The organism is Buttiauxella cochleicola (genome assembly GCF_021283185.1).
GTDB lineage: Bacteria > Pseudomonadota > Gammaproteobacteria > Enterobacterales > Enterobacteriaceae > Buttiauxella > Buttiauxella massiliensis.
Genome location: NZ_JAJSOS010000009.1, coordinates 74,993 through 89,723 on the forward strand (window position 1 = coordinate 74,993; position 14,731 = coordinate 89,723).

Consider the following 14,731-nt stretch of genomic DNA (forward strand, 5'->3'; position numbering starts at 1 on the left):
TATGTCGCCAAAGAAGAGCGCCTGCTTTTCGCATGCGCTCCAGAAATCTTATAAGTGCGGAGTTTTGTAGCTGTTTTCCAGCAATGCACGGGTACGTGAGAGTGTTTGTGTTTCTTCATCTCTCAACTTCTGATACACCGCCTCTAGTCGAGCCAGAACTTCGGTTTTAAGCCTGGGGTGGTGGCTGATGATCTCGCTGAGAACTGAGCCGTAAATCTCATCTTTCACACGATATGGGTAAATTTGATGGCGGTTATGCCATTTTTGTTCAACCAATGCCGCAGTGATATTGATCTGACCTTGCGCGATGCGAGCAATATTTTCATTTTTAATCTGTACCAGCGCGGCAATATTTTCACGTAATAACGTATTATCAGACGCGGTATCGTCAGATGATGCGGCCGTTTGAACTGGGGGAAATTGCAATTCTGACATTGGCATTACTCATCCAGAGAATAAAACAGAGGCCAGCTTTTTTCCTGAGTTAACTGATTGACCCAGATTTGCTGTGAATGGTGACTTATCTGCAATTTTTTATCTTCTATTAGCATTTGCAGATCGGCTGAGTTGATTTTTTCTTGCTCTATGAGTTCATTTAATACTGTCACTATCGCTTCAATTTTCACTGCATAAAACAAACGATCTTTTAAATGCCGGTCGTTCTCTTCAAGCAATGTATTTTTCGCTTGCCCAGCATAATGAGGAGCGCTCAGAATCGTTTTCTCCAGAACTAAAAGATTATCCTGAGGATTTAGCGTTAGAGCGCTATGTTCTTCTGATCCGGCAATATCAGCCTGAGAGACAGGAAAGGTCACTGGCACCAGGTTGTTGGGCAGCATTAGAGATGTCCTTTTATATCAATGGAATAAATTTTTACGGTTAACAGATGCCAGGTTGACTATATGTTGCCTCAAAATTACTATAAAAAAAACAGGAGTTCCCATGCAAAGCGTCTTTTATTCAATTGTATTAATATTGTTATTGCTGTGCGTAGTACTGGTGCTGATGCGTGAGATATCGCATCCCAAAGTTAAATTAACCCCCGCTAGTATCCCTAAATTAAATTTATCTGAAATTGACGAGCGTGAAGATTATTTTGCTAAGTTAATGTTAAAAATAACGCCTGATTATTACTGGCGAGTGAGCCATGAATATGTGGATTTCAATCATGCCACTATCAAACGGATGCATATTGACGAACTTAGCGCTGACCTGACACTCTTTAACGCTCAGCGGCGTTGTAGTGATTTACACTCTGCCATCTACCGCTATTACGATAATCTCAGAAAGCGCTGTTCCGAGGGGGAGAAGGTACCTTTTGCTGATATCGAGCTACTGAATTTACGCCAGTGCTTTGATGAGTTCAGTCATGATGCTTACCCCGCGTTGGTTGCTTTGGTATGGCCGCATCTTCAGAGACCGGAAGTCTGTCTTGAGAATGTATAGTGCATTTTGCCAATTAGGCTGATTTGATATCAGGCTGTTTTTTAAACTAAAAAAAGCCAAATCTAAAAATGGACTGATTATCTGCTGGATTAACACTCAGCACTGTTTATTATTTGCTCACCCAAAAGGAGTTGTTCGCCACGTTGCTGAAGATTCAGTAATACAGTATTTGCCTTCAAAAAAGATATGACTCATGTATTTGTTTAAAAAAATCATTACCGCTTCACTTTTAATTATCCCTTTAGTTATTAGTGCAAATTCCTTTGCTTTTAATATGCCAAAGGAATTTGCATCATTAGGGGTTAAAAACCTTTCTAATAAAGATGTGTTTTCTAAGCATGCCTCATTTATAAAGGATGATAGAAAAACAACTTCTAATAATATCAGGTCCGCTATATTGGCTGAATTTTCCAATTGGAAAGGTACACACTATCGTTTTGGTGGTACCACACATAAAGGTGTGGATTGCTCTGCACTCATGCAGCATATTTTTAGTGATTCTTTCCACAAGTCTTTGCCAAGAACCACAACTCAGCAAATTCAAAATGGTGAGCACGTCAATAAAGAAAAGCTTAAACCAGGCGATTTAGTCTTTTTTCAAACTTCTCCGGGCACCCGCCATGTTGGCGTGTATGTCGGTAATAACCAGTTTATCCATGCCTCAAGCAGCGTGGGAGTAACCATTTCCTCACTGGCTAACCGTTACTGGATGGATCATTATGAAACGGCTCGGCGTTTAAAAATGATTGGCTGAATATAAATAATATTTCTGAGGTTTTATTTTGCTTTCACCAACATTATTATGGCCATTCTTTTTGAAATATTCATTCTAACTTATGTATTCAATGAATGAGATCGTATTAATGTATTTGGTTTGAATATAAGTCCATGAGATTTATATTCTTATTTCCAACGAGATTGTTATTAAATGAAAAGAAATTTAATTCACCGTATGGCGGGTGCAGTAATGGTGGTCCTTGTTGCGGGTACGATGCTCATAGGTTGTGATGCAAAACAAGCAGGAGAAGCGTCAGTGAAATTTGTAAATGTAGAAATGGTCTTAGTAGATTCTGGTTTGCTGAAGCAAGAGCAGGATCACCTCAAAGCTGTGAATGAAAGTTTGCACAAGGGTCAGCAATTGGCTGAAAAGAATTACATCAGTATGCCTGCGAATAAAGTTGATGCCGCGCGAAAAGCGGATAGAAATGTTCTTACACAACAATGGAAAGGGCAGCAACAAGCTGCGCGTAATGTGGTGATGGCTGCATTGAAGAGTGCGACCGATGCTTACCGTAACGACAAGAAAATTGGCGTGATTTTGCCGACACAAGTAGCGATGTCAGTTTCACCAGAACTGGATGTCAGTGCCGATCTGACCCAGAAGCTTAAAACTACAAAACTAGAATTCCCAAAACTGCCAGATTTCGCCGTTAAAGCGAGTGGACCGGCTGCAAAATAGTCCAGTAAGTAAAAAGCTTCGTTGAGATACTCAGCGAAGCTTCAATTCATCCGAGAGCTCCTGTCAAAACCCCCCATAAGTAAATGCGATAATACTGCTCAAAATTCCTGGGTAGAATGGCGTCAATTGCCCGAGCAATGCCTGGATCAGCAGACAGGCCATAACTGAGCTGGCTTCCCTTTATCTTCATTTTCAGGAGCCAGTTATGACTGCACAACGTTTGTGGATCAAAAATCCCCGCGCAGTTTTTACCGCTAATACACAAGATGCCTCCGGTGGTGTGGTGATTGAAGGTGCGGTTATCAGCGAATTAATTCCTGCTGGTGGCGAGCCTTCCATGCCTTGCGATACGGTGTTCGACGCCCGCGATCTTGTCCTGCTGCCCGGCCTTATCAATACACATCATCATTTCTACCAAACTCTGACTCGCGCCTGGGCTCCGGTGGTTAACGTGCCACTATTCCCGTGGTTAAAGCAGCTTTACCCCATTTGGGCTCGTCTCGATGCCGAAGCCTTGGCTCTTGCCAGCAAAGTCGCAATGGCAGAGCTGCTGCTTTCTGGCTGCACCACCACCACGGATCATCACTATCTTTTTCCGCAGGGAATGGAAGAGGCGATTGATGTGCAGGTGGGTGTGGTTGGCGAACTGGGGATGCGTGCGGTGTTAACGCGTGGCTCGATGAGCCTTGGTGAAGACGAAGGCGGTTTGCCTCCACGGCACACCGTACAGCAGGCGGAGACAATCTTACGCGACAGCGAACGGTTGATTAAACGCTACCATCAGCGCGGGGAAGGGGCGTGGCTACAAATAGCCCTCGCGCCATGCTCGCCATTTTCTGTGACTACCGAAATCATGCGCGACAGCGCCCAACTTGCTGAGCAAGAAAATGTGCGTTTGCATACTCATCTGGCTGAAACACTGGATGAAGAGAACTTCTGCCTGCAACGTTTCGGCCTACGAACTGTGGATTATCTGGAAAGCGTAGGTTGGCTTAATGACAGAACCTGGCTTGCACATGGTATTCACTTTGATGAGCGTGAGATTCAACGGCTTGGGCGTGCGGGAGTTGGCGTTTGCCATTGTCCGGTTTCCAATATGCGCCTGGCATCAGGCATGTGTCCGACAGTGGATTTAGAAAATGCAGGTGCCGCTGTGGGGCTTGGCGTGGATGGATCTGCATCTAACGATGCTTCAAACATAATGTATGAAGCGCGGCAGGCACTCTATCTACAACGCCTTCGTTATGGCGCTGAAGCCATTACTCCGCAGCGGGTACTGGGTTGGGCGACACAAGGTTCAGCGAAACTCATCGGACGCCCTGATATCGGTGAAATTTCCGTTGGGAAGCAGGCTGATTTAGCCTTGTTTGCTCAGGATGAACTGCGTTTTAGCGGCAGTCATGATGCCATCTCTGCGCTGTTGTTATGCGGCGCGGAAAAGGCTGAACATGTAATGGTCGGCGGGAAGTGGCGCGTGACACAGGGTAATATCATCGGTCTTGATGTGCCGGATCTGATTTCTCGTCATCGCCGTGCCGCGGCAAAATTAGTGGCAGGTGTTTAGCGCTACTCTTCAGCGGCCTCTTCGCCGCTTTTCCCTTTTCCCCAGGCAATACGGCGGTTAAACATCTTTTTCAGCGCCCGGCTTGTGGTGTTAAACCAACCTGTTGGTCGTGGGTCGGCAAGCATACTCAGGGCACGGGCGTAATCCAGAACCAGGCCCGGTGTCCAGGCCATGGTTTCAGCTCGTTTGCGTAGTTGTAACGCCACCCAAAGCTCTGGGGTAGACATCAGTTTCCCCATTGCCATCCAGAACCCTCGTTTGTGCCACAATCGTCCAACTGACCCTTCGAGCGCGGCCTCTAAAGCCCGCGCCACGCTGCTGGAACAGTTGCGGTACGTCAGGTTGTAGGATTCATTCTGGCGGTAACTTTCCCAGAATGCTTTCAGCTTTGCTTCGTTGTAATTACGGATGCGCACTTTTCTTGTGGACGGGCACCACTTTGCGGCCTCCGTCGCATAATCGGGCTGAAATAATCCTGCAACGTTGTTTTCCGGGGTTGCGCGCAACAGGCGGGCGAACTCGTCGGGCGACTGGTCAATTAGCTCGGCAGGGTAGAGGCTGATGTAAATTCCACCTGGGGACTCAATGGCTGCATGGCCGGTTGAGATAACCCCGTTGCGGTCGACTGCGGCGATATAACGGCTAATCACCGGGCGGGGAATTGTCTCGCTCGGGGCTGAGCCAGCAGGTGTCCAGACATGAACTGTCAGTGCTTTTTCATCGTCACCCGGTGGCCCGTCCCATTCCACGACCTTAAGCGGCGGAACATCAGCTTCTTCCATAAAGACCGCACCTTTAAGCCCGGGGTTTGCAGCGGCGCTTTTAACGCGGTTAGCGAGGATAAACATATTCCAGCCCGCAAAAGCCAGGCCCAGCCCGAGGCAGTAAGGAGCCGTACCTGCATAGTGCGAGGGCCAGGGCTGGAAAAAGAATATTGCCAGTGCGATTTCGACAATTCCGCCCCATAAAGCTGGCCGCCAGCGCCGATAGCGCACCACTAATGCAGAGGCAATTTGCAGCGCACCATCAAACATAAATAGCGTGCCGAAGATCATTGCTAATACGAAGTTTCCGTCATGGTGACCCGCCAGAATCAACAGCGCAGCGACAGTAAATGCCCCACCTTTTACGTAGCGCAGCACACGCTGCCCGCCCATACCGCTATGAGCAACCATCAGCGTCGCACATCCTTCGACCAGCATTAAGCAGGCAAAAGGTTCGATAGGGAAGAACAGCGTACCATCCAGCGCATCAATGAATATCACCACGCCGGCAATTAGCGTAACCCAGCCGAAACGGCGCAGCCCGCGCCAGTGGGAGCGCAGGAAATCAACACCAAGCAGGATCATTGTTAGCCGCATCATGAGGAGAAATCCAAAACTGAATCTTTCAAATATATAGCCCACCCACGGGTAACGTGCGCTAATACCTGAAATAGTCAAAATGACTCAATGCAGTCATTTTGACCGTTTCTTTATTGTCATAATGACTTTATTAGTCACTGCTTTTTTAATAATCCCTTTAAATACAATGTGATAAATAAGTGGCATGCATGTTGCTCTTTATCATCCAGATACTTTTTATTTCTGGAGAACACTATGGCAGCTCGTATCCCGGTAGATTACAAACACACTCGTTCAACTCCATTCTGGAACAAAGACTCGGTTCCTAAAGCTTTGCTCACCCATCACAACACCAAAAAAAATGTTTATGGGCGTCTGTCTGTAATGGCAGGAGCGGTCAAATATATCGGCTTCAAAAATGAAAATGACACCGTTGCTGAGATAGAAGTGATTATTGAGGAAGGTCATTTTGGCGTAAGCCCGCCGCAATATTGGCACCGTATTGAACTGCTTACCGAAGACACATATTTCAATATTGATTTTTTTGCGGCTCCAGAAGCAGAGCTTGAAGGGAAGGGGTTCGGGCAAGTGGTGAATACGGCGAAAAGTTGAATTCCTGAATCCCATAAAGCAAAAAACCAGCCCGTAGGCTGGTTTCTTTAAATAGTGGTGCCCGGACTCTGACAAAAACGTCGGGAACGTTTTTGAACAGCGCTTGCGCTGGCCCGCAGGGCGAGTCGCATGGATGCGACGAGTAATCGAACCAAGTTCGATGGAGAGTCCGAATCCCAGAAAGCAAAAAACCCGCCATAGGCGGGTTCTTCTAAATGTGGTGCCCGGACTCGGAATCGAACCAAGGACACGGGGATTTTCAATCCCCTGCTCTACCGACTGAGCTATCCGGGCAACGGGGCGCATTAAACCGTAAAGGCCGTTTGGCGTCAACGGTTTTGTGTTAATAAGCCGTGCGTTTGCACGAATAATGTGCTCCAGGTAGCAGCGCTGTCTTGAACCACAGGTCAGAAGGTGCCATGATTGCGCGAAATTTCACACATCTGCAACGGGTCGCTTATTGATGTTTATAGTCAATGTTCACCGACATCTCTCGATGGCGCTCGTTCATCTCTCGATGGCGCTCGTTCATCTCTCGATGGCGCTCGTTCACCTCTCGCTCGTATCCCGAAGACCCTTGCTCACCATGCGGTGAGGGCAACGCACGCTCACTGTAGGACATCAGTAAAATTAGGCGATGCCTGGTTTTACTGATGTCTGGCGGTCGGAGTGGGTATTATCCTTCAGACCATCAAGACACATTCGCCGGGGAATGCTCCCTTTGCTGTGCCATAAGGCACTCACTCATCCTTGGCCTCTGGGATTTGTGCATATGAAATCTTTGAAAATTGCCGCCAGCCACGATGTGGTTGCAACTCTGTCCACGCATCGTGAAGTGGTTGCGCTTGATAGCACAGACTTCACCGATATTGCCGCTGTTGTTCTTTCTGTAGCCGATAGCCGCAGCGGTATTCTTGCGTTGCTTAAACGGACTGGTTTTTCGATACCCGTTTTTCTAGCTGCTGATGCCTGGTCAGGCGAGCAGGAAGGTATTACGGGACTGATCACCGGCAAAGCGCAGGAATATCTGGAGCTCGAAACCGCCGCAACAGATTATGAAGAAGGCTTGCTTCCTCCGTTTTTCGATACGTTGACGAAATATGTCGCGATGGAAAACAGCACTTTTGCCTGCCCGGGCCACCAACATGGTGAGTTTTTCAAAAAGCACCCGGCAGGGCGGCAGTTCTATGATTTCTTCGGTGAGAATCTATTCCGCGCTGATATGTGCAACGCCGACGTTAAACTCGGGGATTTGCTGATCCATGAAGGGTCGGCCAAACATGCACAGAAATTTGCCGCCAAAGTATTTAATGCCGATAAAACTTACTTCGTTTTAAACGGTACCTCGGCTGCAAACAAAGTCGTGACCAATGCGTTGCTGACCCGTGGCGATTTGGTCCTATTCGATCGTAATAACCATAAATCAAACCATCACGGTGCATTGATTCAGGCGGGGGCGACGCCGGTTTATCTGGAGGCGTCTCGCAACCCATTTGGTTTTATCGGTGGAATAGACGCGCACTGCTTTGATGAAAAGTATCTGCGTGAATTGATTGCAGAAGTTGCACCAGAACGTGCTCAGCAAAAACGCCCGTTCCGTCTTGCAATTATCCAGCTCGGTACTTATGACGGCACGGTTTATAACGCACGCCAGGTAGTGGATAACATCGGCCATCTTTGCGATTACATTTTGTTTGATTCAGCCTGGGTCGGTTATGAACAATTCATCCCGATGATGGCTGATTGCTCGCCACTGCTGTTGGATCTTAACGAAAATGATCCAGGCATTTTTGTTACGCAATCGGTGCATAAACAGCAGGCTGGATTCTCGCAAACTTCGCAGATCCACAAGAAAGATAACCATTTGCGCGGGCAAGCGCGTTTTTGCCCACACAAGCGGCTGAACAATGCTTTCATGCTTCACGCTTCAACCAGTCCGTTCTACCCGCTGTTTGCGGCTCTTGATGTGAATGCGAAAATTCACGAAGGGGAGAGCGGCCGCCGCCTGTGGGCTGAGTGTGTCGATCTAGGTATTGAAGCGCGCAAAGCGATCATCGCTAACTGCAAGATGATCAAACCGTTTATTCCACCGGTAGTTGCGGGCAGACCGTGGCAGGATCACCCAACTACAGCAATTGCCCAGGAACGTCGTTTCTTTAGCTTTGAGCCGGGTGAGAAGTGGCATGGTTTTGAAGGCTATGCGCAGGATGAATACTTTGTCGATCCTTGCAAGCTGCTGCTGACTACGCCGGGGATCGATCCCCAAACTGGGCAATATACAGACTTCGGCGTACCTGCCGCGATTCTTGCAAACTACCTGCGTGAAAACGGTATTGTCCCCGAAAAAGCAGATCTCAACTCAATTCTTTTCCTGCTGACACCTGCGGAAAGTGCGGAGAAGATGGCGCATTTGGTAGCGATGCTAGCGCAATTTGAACAGCATATTGAAGATGATACGCCGCTGGTGGATGTGTTGCCGACGATCTATCAGAAGTATTCCCAACGCTATAAAGGCTACACGCTGCGTCAACTTTGCCAGGAGATGCACGATCTTTACGTCAGCTTTGAAGTGAAGGATCTGCAAAAAGCGATGTTCCGTAAAGCCAGTTTCCCTGCCGTTGCCATGAACCCACAGGATGCCAACAGCGAGTTTATTCGCGGCAATGTGGAACTGGTGCGCCTGAGTCAGTCAGAAGGGCGTATTGCAGCGGAGGGAGCGTTGCCGTACCCACCGGGCGTGCTTTGTGTGGTGCCAGGCGAAGTCTGGGGCAGTGCCGCGTTGCGTTATTTCCTGGCGCTTGAAGAGGGCGTGAATATGTTGCCGGGCTTCTCGCCGGAGTTGCAGGGCGTGTATAGCGAAACGGATGCCGACGGAATTAAGCGTTTGTACGGATATATGATGAAATAACCGTCATACTTCAAGTTGCAGGTGTGTTGACTGCACCCGTGCACCCCAGTCACATAGTTACCTATGCTCCTGGGGACTAACGGTCTGGTCGCCTGCCTGCACCTCGAATTATTTAGGTTATTGAAGCAATCCCTGAACTATCAGACTGCTGGCTGAATGGCCGCTGGCGTCCTGACATGTTTATATTTGAACAGGGCGACGAAGGCGAAGGCCAGCACCAGTGAATAACCGGCGAAAATCAGCCATACGCTTTGCCAATCGGTAATCCCCGCCGTAGTGTAGTTCTCCACCACTTTACCGCTGACAATCCCGCCCAGGATGCAACCAAAACCGTTAGTCATCATCAGGAACATGCCCTGTGCACTGGCACGGATTTCTGGTCTCACCTCTTTTTCAACGAATACTGAACCGGAAATGTTGAAGAAGTCGAAGGCACAGCCGTAGACGATCATCGACATCACCAGCAACACAGTACCCATTGGTGATGGGTCGCCAAAGGCAAACAGACCAAAGCGCAGCATCCACGCCACGATACTGATAAGCATCACGTTTTTAATGCCGTAACGAATCAGGAAGAACGGAATCGTCAGGATAAATACGGTTTCAGAAATCTGCGAAATAGACATCAGCACCGACGCATGTTCGACAATAAAGCTGCTGGCGAACAGTGGGTTCTGGTCAAAGCTGTGCAGGAAGGTGTTGCCGAACATATTGGTAATTTGCAGCTCGGCGCCTAACAGCATGGAGAAGATGAAGAAAATCGCCATGCGTTTGTTTTTGAATAGCGCAAAGGCATCCAGCCCTAACATTGAGCTCCAGCTCTGGTTTTTCTGCGCGTTGGCAACCGGAATATGCGGCAGCGTCAGAGTGAACAACGCCAGCACCACAGATAAGATTGCACCGATATAAAGCTGCATGTGGCTCAGTTCAAAGCCTGAGAAGCTCACGCCCCACATGGCGAAGATAAAGCCAATGGTTCCCCAGATACGGATCGGCGGGAAGTCACTGACGATGTCCATTCCCGCTGATTGCAGGCGATAGTAAGAAATCGTGTTCACCAGCCCAAGCGTTGGCATATAGGCCAGCGAGTTCAGCAGAATGACGATGAACATCGCGCTTGGCGTTGTGACCTGTGCGGCGAAATACAAGGTGATGGCACCGACAATATGGCAAGCCGCGTAGAGCCAGCGCGCACTAACCCATTTGTCCGCAATAATGCCGAGTAACGTCGGCATGAATACCGCCGCAATACCTAACGAACTGTACACCGCGCCGATAGCTGCGCCATCGAACTTGAGGGTGACGAACATATAGGAGCCGAGCGTAGTGAGCCAACTCCCCCACAGGCAGAACTGCAGAAACGAAAGTATTTTTAGCTGCAGCTTAAGGTTCATGTAAATTTCCTCACAGGATTTTGGTGTTGAATGTTTCATTTCTAACATATGACATGAAATATGTTGTGAAAGTAACATTAGCAGTGCCGTGAAGTAATTTTTGGTACATTCAGCAAATAAATGAAAACATCTTCGAATTGCATTCGAGAATAGTGATTTAGGTTACACTTTTTGCGCAATCAGGCGATAAACCGGAGGGAGAGTGATATCTCCCACCGTAGAAACGGCTGGTGGGAGATAGGACAAGCATCAGAAATTAGCGTCGGCGGTAACTCTTCTGTGCGGTATTCACTTTGTATAGATAGTTGCGTGATTCCGCTGAAGGGTGGCGTGTAGTAAGAGTCTGATACACATCGCCCGGATCCATACTGTTGATAATGTTGTAGGCACGGTTCTTGTCGTTGTTGAACACGCGCAGAACACTACCCGCACCGCCGTTATAAGCAGTTATCACAGCGTAGCGACGTGATGTTGGGTTATCAATTCCACTCAGGTAGCTATTTTGCAAAATGGCCAGATAAGCAGTACCCGTATCGATATTGCTTTCAGGATCAAACAAGTAGCTGCGGCTTGGCTTGCCCCATTTCCCCTGAGATTTAAATACATCAACCCCTGCGCTGTGCTGTACAACTTGCATCAAACCGAGCGCGTCTGCGTGGCTTACTGCGTATGGGTTGAAGCTTGATTCAGTCTGCATAATGGCCAGAATCAACGATTCATCGACACCGTACTTCTTCGATGCTTTACGCACCATGCCGATATATTTATGTGCACGTTTATCAAGGTGGTTTGGTACCAGATTGATAGTCACGCTATAAACAATTTTAAGCCCGGTACTACGGCTTTTCAGGCGAGTTTGCAGCAGATAGTCAGCAAATTTGGCAGCGCGGCCTTCCCAGCGAATTGCCTGACCGGTGTTATCAACAACCTGGCCATACAGGAACGGTTGTTTGGAGATCAACACATCGTTGGCATCGGAATAAAGATCGATAGAACCAGGATCGTCACCCATCAGCAAAGTAGTGATGATCGCCTGGCGCAGGTGCGCCGCAGGATCGGTGCCAGCAATGGTTTCAATGGTAATCGTACCGTCGTCAAAGTTGATGTGGCTACGTGTCAGGTACTGGTCAGTATATTTTACGTAGTCTTTTGGACCCGCAATCAACACTTCCTTCATACCCCAGATATTTTCGATGTTGTGAGCAAATTGCCCCATCAAAATATCGAAACCATTAGTGTCCTTAACAAAGGCCTCGTTATAGGAATCATCTTTTTTGCTCGAACAGGAGATGAGCAACGGGACAACCAGAGCTAGCGCGAGAAATTTTTTCATCGTTCCGTGTATACGTATGCTTGTGCTTGTTGGTTTGCATAAGGGCCGATGGCCCTCGTATTTTTATTTTTCTGGCGGCGTGTAGCCTTCGATGTGGACTTCTTTGCCTTCAAACAGGAAGTTGACCATTTCAGCTTCCAGCTCTTTGCGATGCTCTGGATTCATCATGCTCATTTTACGTTCGTTAATCAGCATGGTTTGCTTTGCCTGCCATAACGCCCACGCTTCTTTAGAAATTTCGTTATAAATACGTTTGCCAAGTTCGCCTGGATAAAGTTGGAAATCCTGGCCTTCTGCGTCACGTTGTAGGTAAGTACAAAAAATAGTTCTGCTCATCATTATTCCTCTTCAACGGCTCGGGCCGCTTTTACGACTACCGGCTCGGCGTGCAATTGCTGTAATAAACGTTCTACAGGGGCCGCCAGTCCTACGGACGGTGGCTGCGCTAAGTTATACCAGAGAGCTGTTCCTTCATCCATGCACCCACTAAATGAAGGCACTGGGAGCCACATTGGGACGATGTCCAAATGAAAGTGGCTGAATGTATGGCGGAAGGCGGTTAATTGCGTGAGATTATCTGCTGGAATCTGGTGTTGTGCCAGCCAGTCGCGCAGTTCATTTTCGGTTTCGAATTGTGGGAAACAGTACAAGCCACCCCACAGACCAACCGGTGGACGCTGGGCAAGTAGTACGCTGTCCTGGTGCTGCATCATCAATAAATAGCCGGTGCGTTCCGGTATTGTAACTTTAGGCTTCTTACCTGGATAACTGGCCCAACTGTTATTGGCCCAGGCCTCGCAGATATTATTCACCGGGCAAAGTTCGCATTTTGGTTTCGAGCGGGTACAAACCATCGCCCCAAGATCCATCATCGCCTGGTTAAACTGGCTAACCCCTTTGGCTGGCGTGACTTGCTCGCTGATGTCCCAAAGTTTTTTCTCGACGTTTTTTTTACCCGGCCAGCCTCCAATGGCATAACAACGTGCAAGCACGCGTTTTACGTTGCCATCGAGAATCGGGAAGTGTTTACCGAGCGACAGAGAAAGGATCGCGCCCGCAGTCGAGCGCCCAACGCCTGGCAGTGCAGACACTTCTTCAAAGGTTTCCGGAAAAATGCCGCCATGCTGGTTCGCCACCATTTGCGCCGCTTTATGCAGGTTTCTGGCGCGGGCGTAATAACCCAGACCCGTCCACAGATGCAGTACTTCGTCGAGCGGGGCATTGGCGAGATCGGTGACAGTCGGGAAGCGCTCCATAAAGCGCTCAAAGTAAGGAATGACGGTCGCAACCTGAGTTTGTTGCAACATCACCTCAGACAGCCATACTTTATAAGGCGTTTTTTCGAGTTGCCATGGCAGTGTTTTGCGGCCGTATTTTTGATACCAGTCGAGAACCTGGTGGGAGAATTGCGGCGCATGTGTCATTGTTACCTGGCATCCGATAAGAATATAAATTAGGGGGCTGATTCCAGCACAGACGACTCCGTGCTGTAAACCGGAACTTTCTGGTGCTTGCTTCTCATCATTAACTTTGGATAATGCCCGTTTCCCGAACACTAACGAAAGCCTGAACACCATGAAAAATGACGTCATCTCACCGGAATTTAATGAAGAAGGCCGCGCAATGCGCCGGATTCGTAGTTTTGTGCGCCGCCAGGGCCGCCTGACTAAGGGCCAGGAATTCGCACTGGAAAACTATTGGCCGGTGATGGGCGTTGAATATCAAGACGCGCCTGTTGATTTTACCGAGCTGTTTGGCCGCGAAGCGCCAGTCACGCTGGAAATCGGTTTTGGCATGGGCACGTCGCTGGTGGCAATGGCGAAGGCTAATCCACAGCAGAACTTTTTAGGCATTGAAGTGCACTCGCCGGGCGTGGGCGCATGCCTTGCGACCGCTCATGAAGAGGGCGTTGAGAACCTGCGCGTGATGTGTCACGACGCGGTGGAAGTGCTGCAAAAAATGGTTCCTGACAATTCTTTATCCATGGTTCAGCTCTTTTTCCCTGATCCGTGGCACAAAGCGCGTCATAATAAGCGCCGTATCGTTCAGGTGCCGTTTGCCGAGTTTGTGAAAAGCAAACTGAAACTGGGAGGTGTGTTCCATATGGCGACCGATTGGGAACCTTATGCTGAACACATGCTCGAAGTGATGTCCTCTGTCGACGGTTATCAAAACCAGTCAGAGACTAACGACTACGTACCACGCCCGGATTCACGTCCGGTGACCAAATTTGAACAACGTGGCCATCGTCTTGGTCACGGCGTATGGGACTTAATGTTCGAGAGGGTAAAGTAATGGCAATTAATCGTAGCCGTCGTTTGCGTAAGAAAATGCACATCGACGAATTCCAGGAAGTGGGGTTCTCTGTTGCATGGCGTTTCCCGGAAGGCACCTCCGAAGAACAAATCGATAAAATCGTTGATGAATTCATCGATGAAGTGATCGATAAAAATGGTCTGGCTTTTGATGGCGGCGGCCACCTTTCCTGGGAAGGCTTAATTTGCCTGCAGGAAATCGGCAAATGCACCGAAGAGCATCAAGCTCTGGTGCGCAAATGGCTTGAAGATCACAAGGCTGAAGACGTTCGCACCAGCGATCTGTTTGATGTCTGGTGGGATTGATTGAAATAGAACAAATGGGCTGGTGAGAACCGGCCCTTTTTTTCAGGAGTG

Annotated in this window: 15 protein-coding genes and 1 tRNA gene; 8 read left to right on the top strand and 8 right to left on the bottom strand. The window is 48.5% G+C overall.

The window, feature by feature from the left end:
- Window positions 1-48: 48 nt before the first annotated feature.
- A complete protein-coding gene (locus LVQ76_RS15015) occupies window positions 49-441 on the bottom strand; it encodes a cytoplasmic protein (protein WP_232921967.1) in 393 nt (130 codons plus the stop codon).
- Window positions 441-839 carry a hypothetical protein gene (locus LVQ76_RS15020; RefSeq protein WP_232905157.1) on the bottom strand — a complete coding sequence of 133 codons (399 nt, stop codon included), beginning with the start codon at window positions 837-839 and terminating at the stop codon, window positions 441-443. The genes LVQ76_RS15015 and LVQ76_RS15020 overlap by 1 nt, the downstream gene beginning before the upstream one ends.
- Before the next feature lie 103 nt (window positions 840-942).
- Here LVQ76_RS15020 and LVQ76_RS15025 point away from each other — a divergent pair, with 103 nt between their 5' ends.
- From LVQ76_RS15025 to LVQ76_RS15040, 4 genes are all read left to right on the top strand, one after another.
- Window positions 943-1,446 carry an ESA_00282 family adhesion-associated protein gene (locus tag LVQ76_RS15025; RefSeq protein ID WP_232866207.1) on the top strand — a complete coding sequence of 168 codons (504 nt, stop codon included), beginning with the start codon at window positions 943-945 and terminating at the stop codon, window positions 1,444-1,446.
- A 193-nt stretch (window positions 1,447-1,639) separates the two neighbouring features.
- Window positions 1,640-2,200, top strand: a complete 561-nt coding sequence (locus tag LVQ76_RS15030; protein ID WP_232905155.1) for an NlpC/P60 family protein — start codon at window positions 1,640-1,642, stop codon at window positions 2,198-2,200.
- Window positions 2,201-2,374: 174 nt separating this feature from the next.
- Window positions 2,375-2,905, top strand: coding sequence for an OmpH family outer membrane protein (locus LVQ76_RS15035; protein ID WP_232866348.1), 531 nt, complete (start codon window positions 2,375-2,377; stop codon window positions 2,903-2,905).
- A 205-nt stretch (window positions 2,906-3,110) separates the two neighbouring features.
- Window positions 3,111-4,469 carry an 8-oxoguanine deaminase gene (locus LVQ76_RS15040; RefSeq protein ID WP_232921968.1) on the top strand — a complete coding sequence of 453 codons (1,359 nt, stop codon included), beginning with the start codon at window positions 3,111-3,113 and terminating at the stop codon, window positions 4,467-4,469.
- 2 nt (window positions 4,470-4,471) lie between these two features.
- Here the strand turns inward: LVQ76_RS15040 and LVQ76_RS15045 are convergent, their stop codons facing one another.
- Window positions 4,472-5,833 carry an HdeD family acid-resistance protein gene (locus LVQ76_RS15045; protein WP_232866352.1) on the bottom strand — a complete coding sequence of 454 codons (1,362 nt, stop codon included), beginning with the start codon at window positions 5,831-5,833 and terminating at the stop codon, window positions 4,472-4,474.
- A 234-nt stretch (window positions 5,834-6,067) separates the two neighbouring features.
- On the opposite strand from LVQ76_RS15045, the gene LVQ76_RS15050 reads away from it, so the two are divergent.
- A complete protein-coding gene (locus LVQ76_RS15050) occupies window positions 6,068-6,424 on the top strand; it encodes a TehB family protein (RefSeq protein ID WP_232921969.1) in 357 nt (118 codons plus the stop codon).
- Between the two features lie 218 nt (window positions 6,425-6,642).
- Here LVQ76_RS15050 and LVQ76_RS15055 read toward each other — a convergent pair.
- Window positions 6,643-6,718: transfer RNA gene (locus LVQ76_RS15055), tRNA-Phe, on the bottom strand.
- Between the two features lie 478 nt (window positions 6,719-7,196).
- Here LVQ76_RS15055 and LVQ76_RS15060 point away from each other — a divergent pair.
- Complete coding sequence (locus tag LVQ76_RS15060) at window positions 7,197-9,332, top strand: ornithine decarboxylase (protein ID WP_232921970.1); 2,136 nt, start codon at window positions 7,197-7,199, stop codon at window positions 9,330-9,332.
- Window positions 9,333-9,472: 140 nt separating this feature from the next.
- Here LVQ76_RS15060 and LVQ76_RS15065 read toward each other — a convergent pair whose 3' ends face one another.
- The 4 genes from LVQ76_RS15065 to mutY form a co-directional block, all read right to left on the bottom strand.
- Window positions 9,473-10,726 (bottom strand): nucleoside permease, encoded by a 1,254-nt coding sequence (locus LVQ76_RS15065; RefSeq protein WP_232866357.1) that lies wholly within the window; start codon window positions 10,724-10,726, stop codon window positions 9,473-9,475.
- Window positions 10,727-10,982: 256 nt separating this feature from the next.
- On the bottom strand, window positions 10,983-12,059 hold the full coding sequence (gene mltC / locus LVQ76_RS15070) for a membrane-bound lytic murein transglycosylase MltC (protein WP_064516152.1): 1,077 nt from the start codon (window positions 12,057-12,059) through the stop codon (window positions 10,983-10,985).
- Window positions 12,060-12,122: 63 nt separating this feature from the next.
- Entirely contained in the window at window positions 12,123-12,395 is a 273-nt protein-coding gene (locus LVQ76_RS15075) for an oxidative damage protection protein (protein WP_034460971.1), read from the bottom strand.
- Window positions 12,396-12,397: 2 nt separating this feature from the next.
- Complete coding sequence (gene mutY / locus LVQ76_RS15080) at window positions 12,398-13,483, bottom strand: A/G-specific adenine glycosylase (protein WP_232921971.1); 1,086 nt, start codon at window positions 13,481-13,483, stop codon at window positions 12,398-12,400.
- 151 nt (window positions 13,484-13,634) lie between these two features.
- Here mutY and trmB point away from each other — a divergent pair, with 151 nt between their 5' ends.
- Complete coding sequence (gene trmB / locus LVQ76_RS15085) at window positions 13,635-14,354, top strand: tRNA (guanosine(46)-N7)-methyltransferase TrmB (RefSeq protein ID WP_232905150.1); 720 nt, start codon at window positions 13,635-13,637, stop codon at window positions 14,352-14,354.
- On the top strand, window positions 14,354-14,680 hold the full coding sequence (locus LVQ76_RS15090) for a YggL family protein (RefSeq protein ID WP_064516156.1): 327 nt from the start codon (window positions 14,354-14,356) through the stop codon (window positions 14,678-14,680). Before trmB ends, LVQ76_RS15090 begins: the two co-directional genes overlap by 1 nt.
- The last annotated feature ends 51 nt before the right edge of the window (window positions 14,681-14,731 follow it).

Excerpts from the sequence above, each read along its gene's own strand:
- LVQ76_RS15035 (WP_232866348.1), top strand. The coding sequence starts at position 2,375 with ATGAAAAGAAATTTAATTCACCGTATGGCGGGTGCAGTAATGGTGGTC.
- LVQ76_RS15065 (WP_232866357.1), bottom strand. The coding sequence starts at position 10,726 with ATGAACCTTAAGCTGCAGCTAAAAATACTTTCGTTTCTGCAGTTCTGC.
- LVQ76_RS15075 (WP_034460971.1), bottom strand. The coding sequence starts at position 12,395 with ATGAGCAGAACTATTTTTTGTACTTACCTACAACGTGACGCAGAAGGC.
- LVQ76_RS15015 (WP_232921967.1), bottom strand. The coding sequence starts at position 441 with ATGCCAATGTCAGAATTGCAATTTCCCCCAGTTCAAACGGCCGCATCA.
- LVQ76_RS15040 (WP_232921968.1), top strand. The coding sequence starts at position 3,111 with ATGACTGCACAACGTTTGTGGATCAAAAATCCCCGCGCAGTTTTTACC.
- mutY (WP_232921971.1), bottom strand. The coding sequence starts at position 13,483 with ATGACACATGCGCCGCAATTCTCCCACCAGGTTCTCGACTGGTATCAA.
- LVQ76_RS15060 (WP_232921970.1), top strand. The coding sequence starts at position 7,197 with ATGAAATCTTTGAAAATTGCCGCCAGCCACGATGTGGTTGCAACTCTG.
- LVQ76_RS15090 (WP_064516156.1), top strand. The coding sequence starts at position 14,354 with ATGGCAATTAATCGTAGCCGTCGTTTGCGTAAGAAAATGCACATCGAC.
- LVQ76_RS15020 (WP_232905157.1), bottom strand. The coding sequence starts at position 839 with ATGCTGCCCAACAACCTGGTGCCAGTGACCTTTCCTGTCTCTCAGGCT.
- LVQ76_RS15045 (WP_232866352.1), bottom strand. The coding sequence starts at position 5,833 with ATGATGCGGCTAACAATGATCCTGCTTGGTGTTGATTTCCTGCGCTCC.
- mltC (WP_064516152.1), bottom strand. The coding sequence starts at position 12,059 with ATGAAAAAATTTCTCGCGCTAGCTCTGGTTGTCCCGTTGCTCATCTCC.
- LVQ76_RS15025 (WP_232866207.1), top strand. The coding sequence starts at position 943 with ATGCAAAGCGTCTTTTATTCAATTGTATTAATATTGTTATTGCTGTGC.
- trmB (WP_232905150.1), top strand. The coding sequence starts at position 13,635 with ATGAAAAATGACGTCATCTCACCGGAATTTAATGAAGAAGGCCGCGCA.
- LVQ76_RS15030 (WP_232905155.1), top strand. The coding sequence starts at position 1,640 with ATGTATTTGTTTAAAAAAATCATTACCGCTTCACTTTTAATTATCCCT.
- LVQ76_RS15050 (WP_232921969.1), top strand. The coding sequence starts at position 6,068 with ATGGCAGCTCGTATCCCGGTAGATTACAAACACACTCGTTCAACTCCA.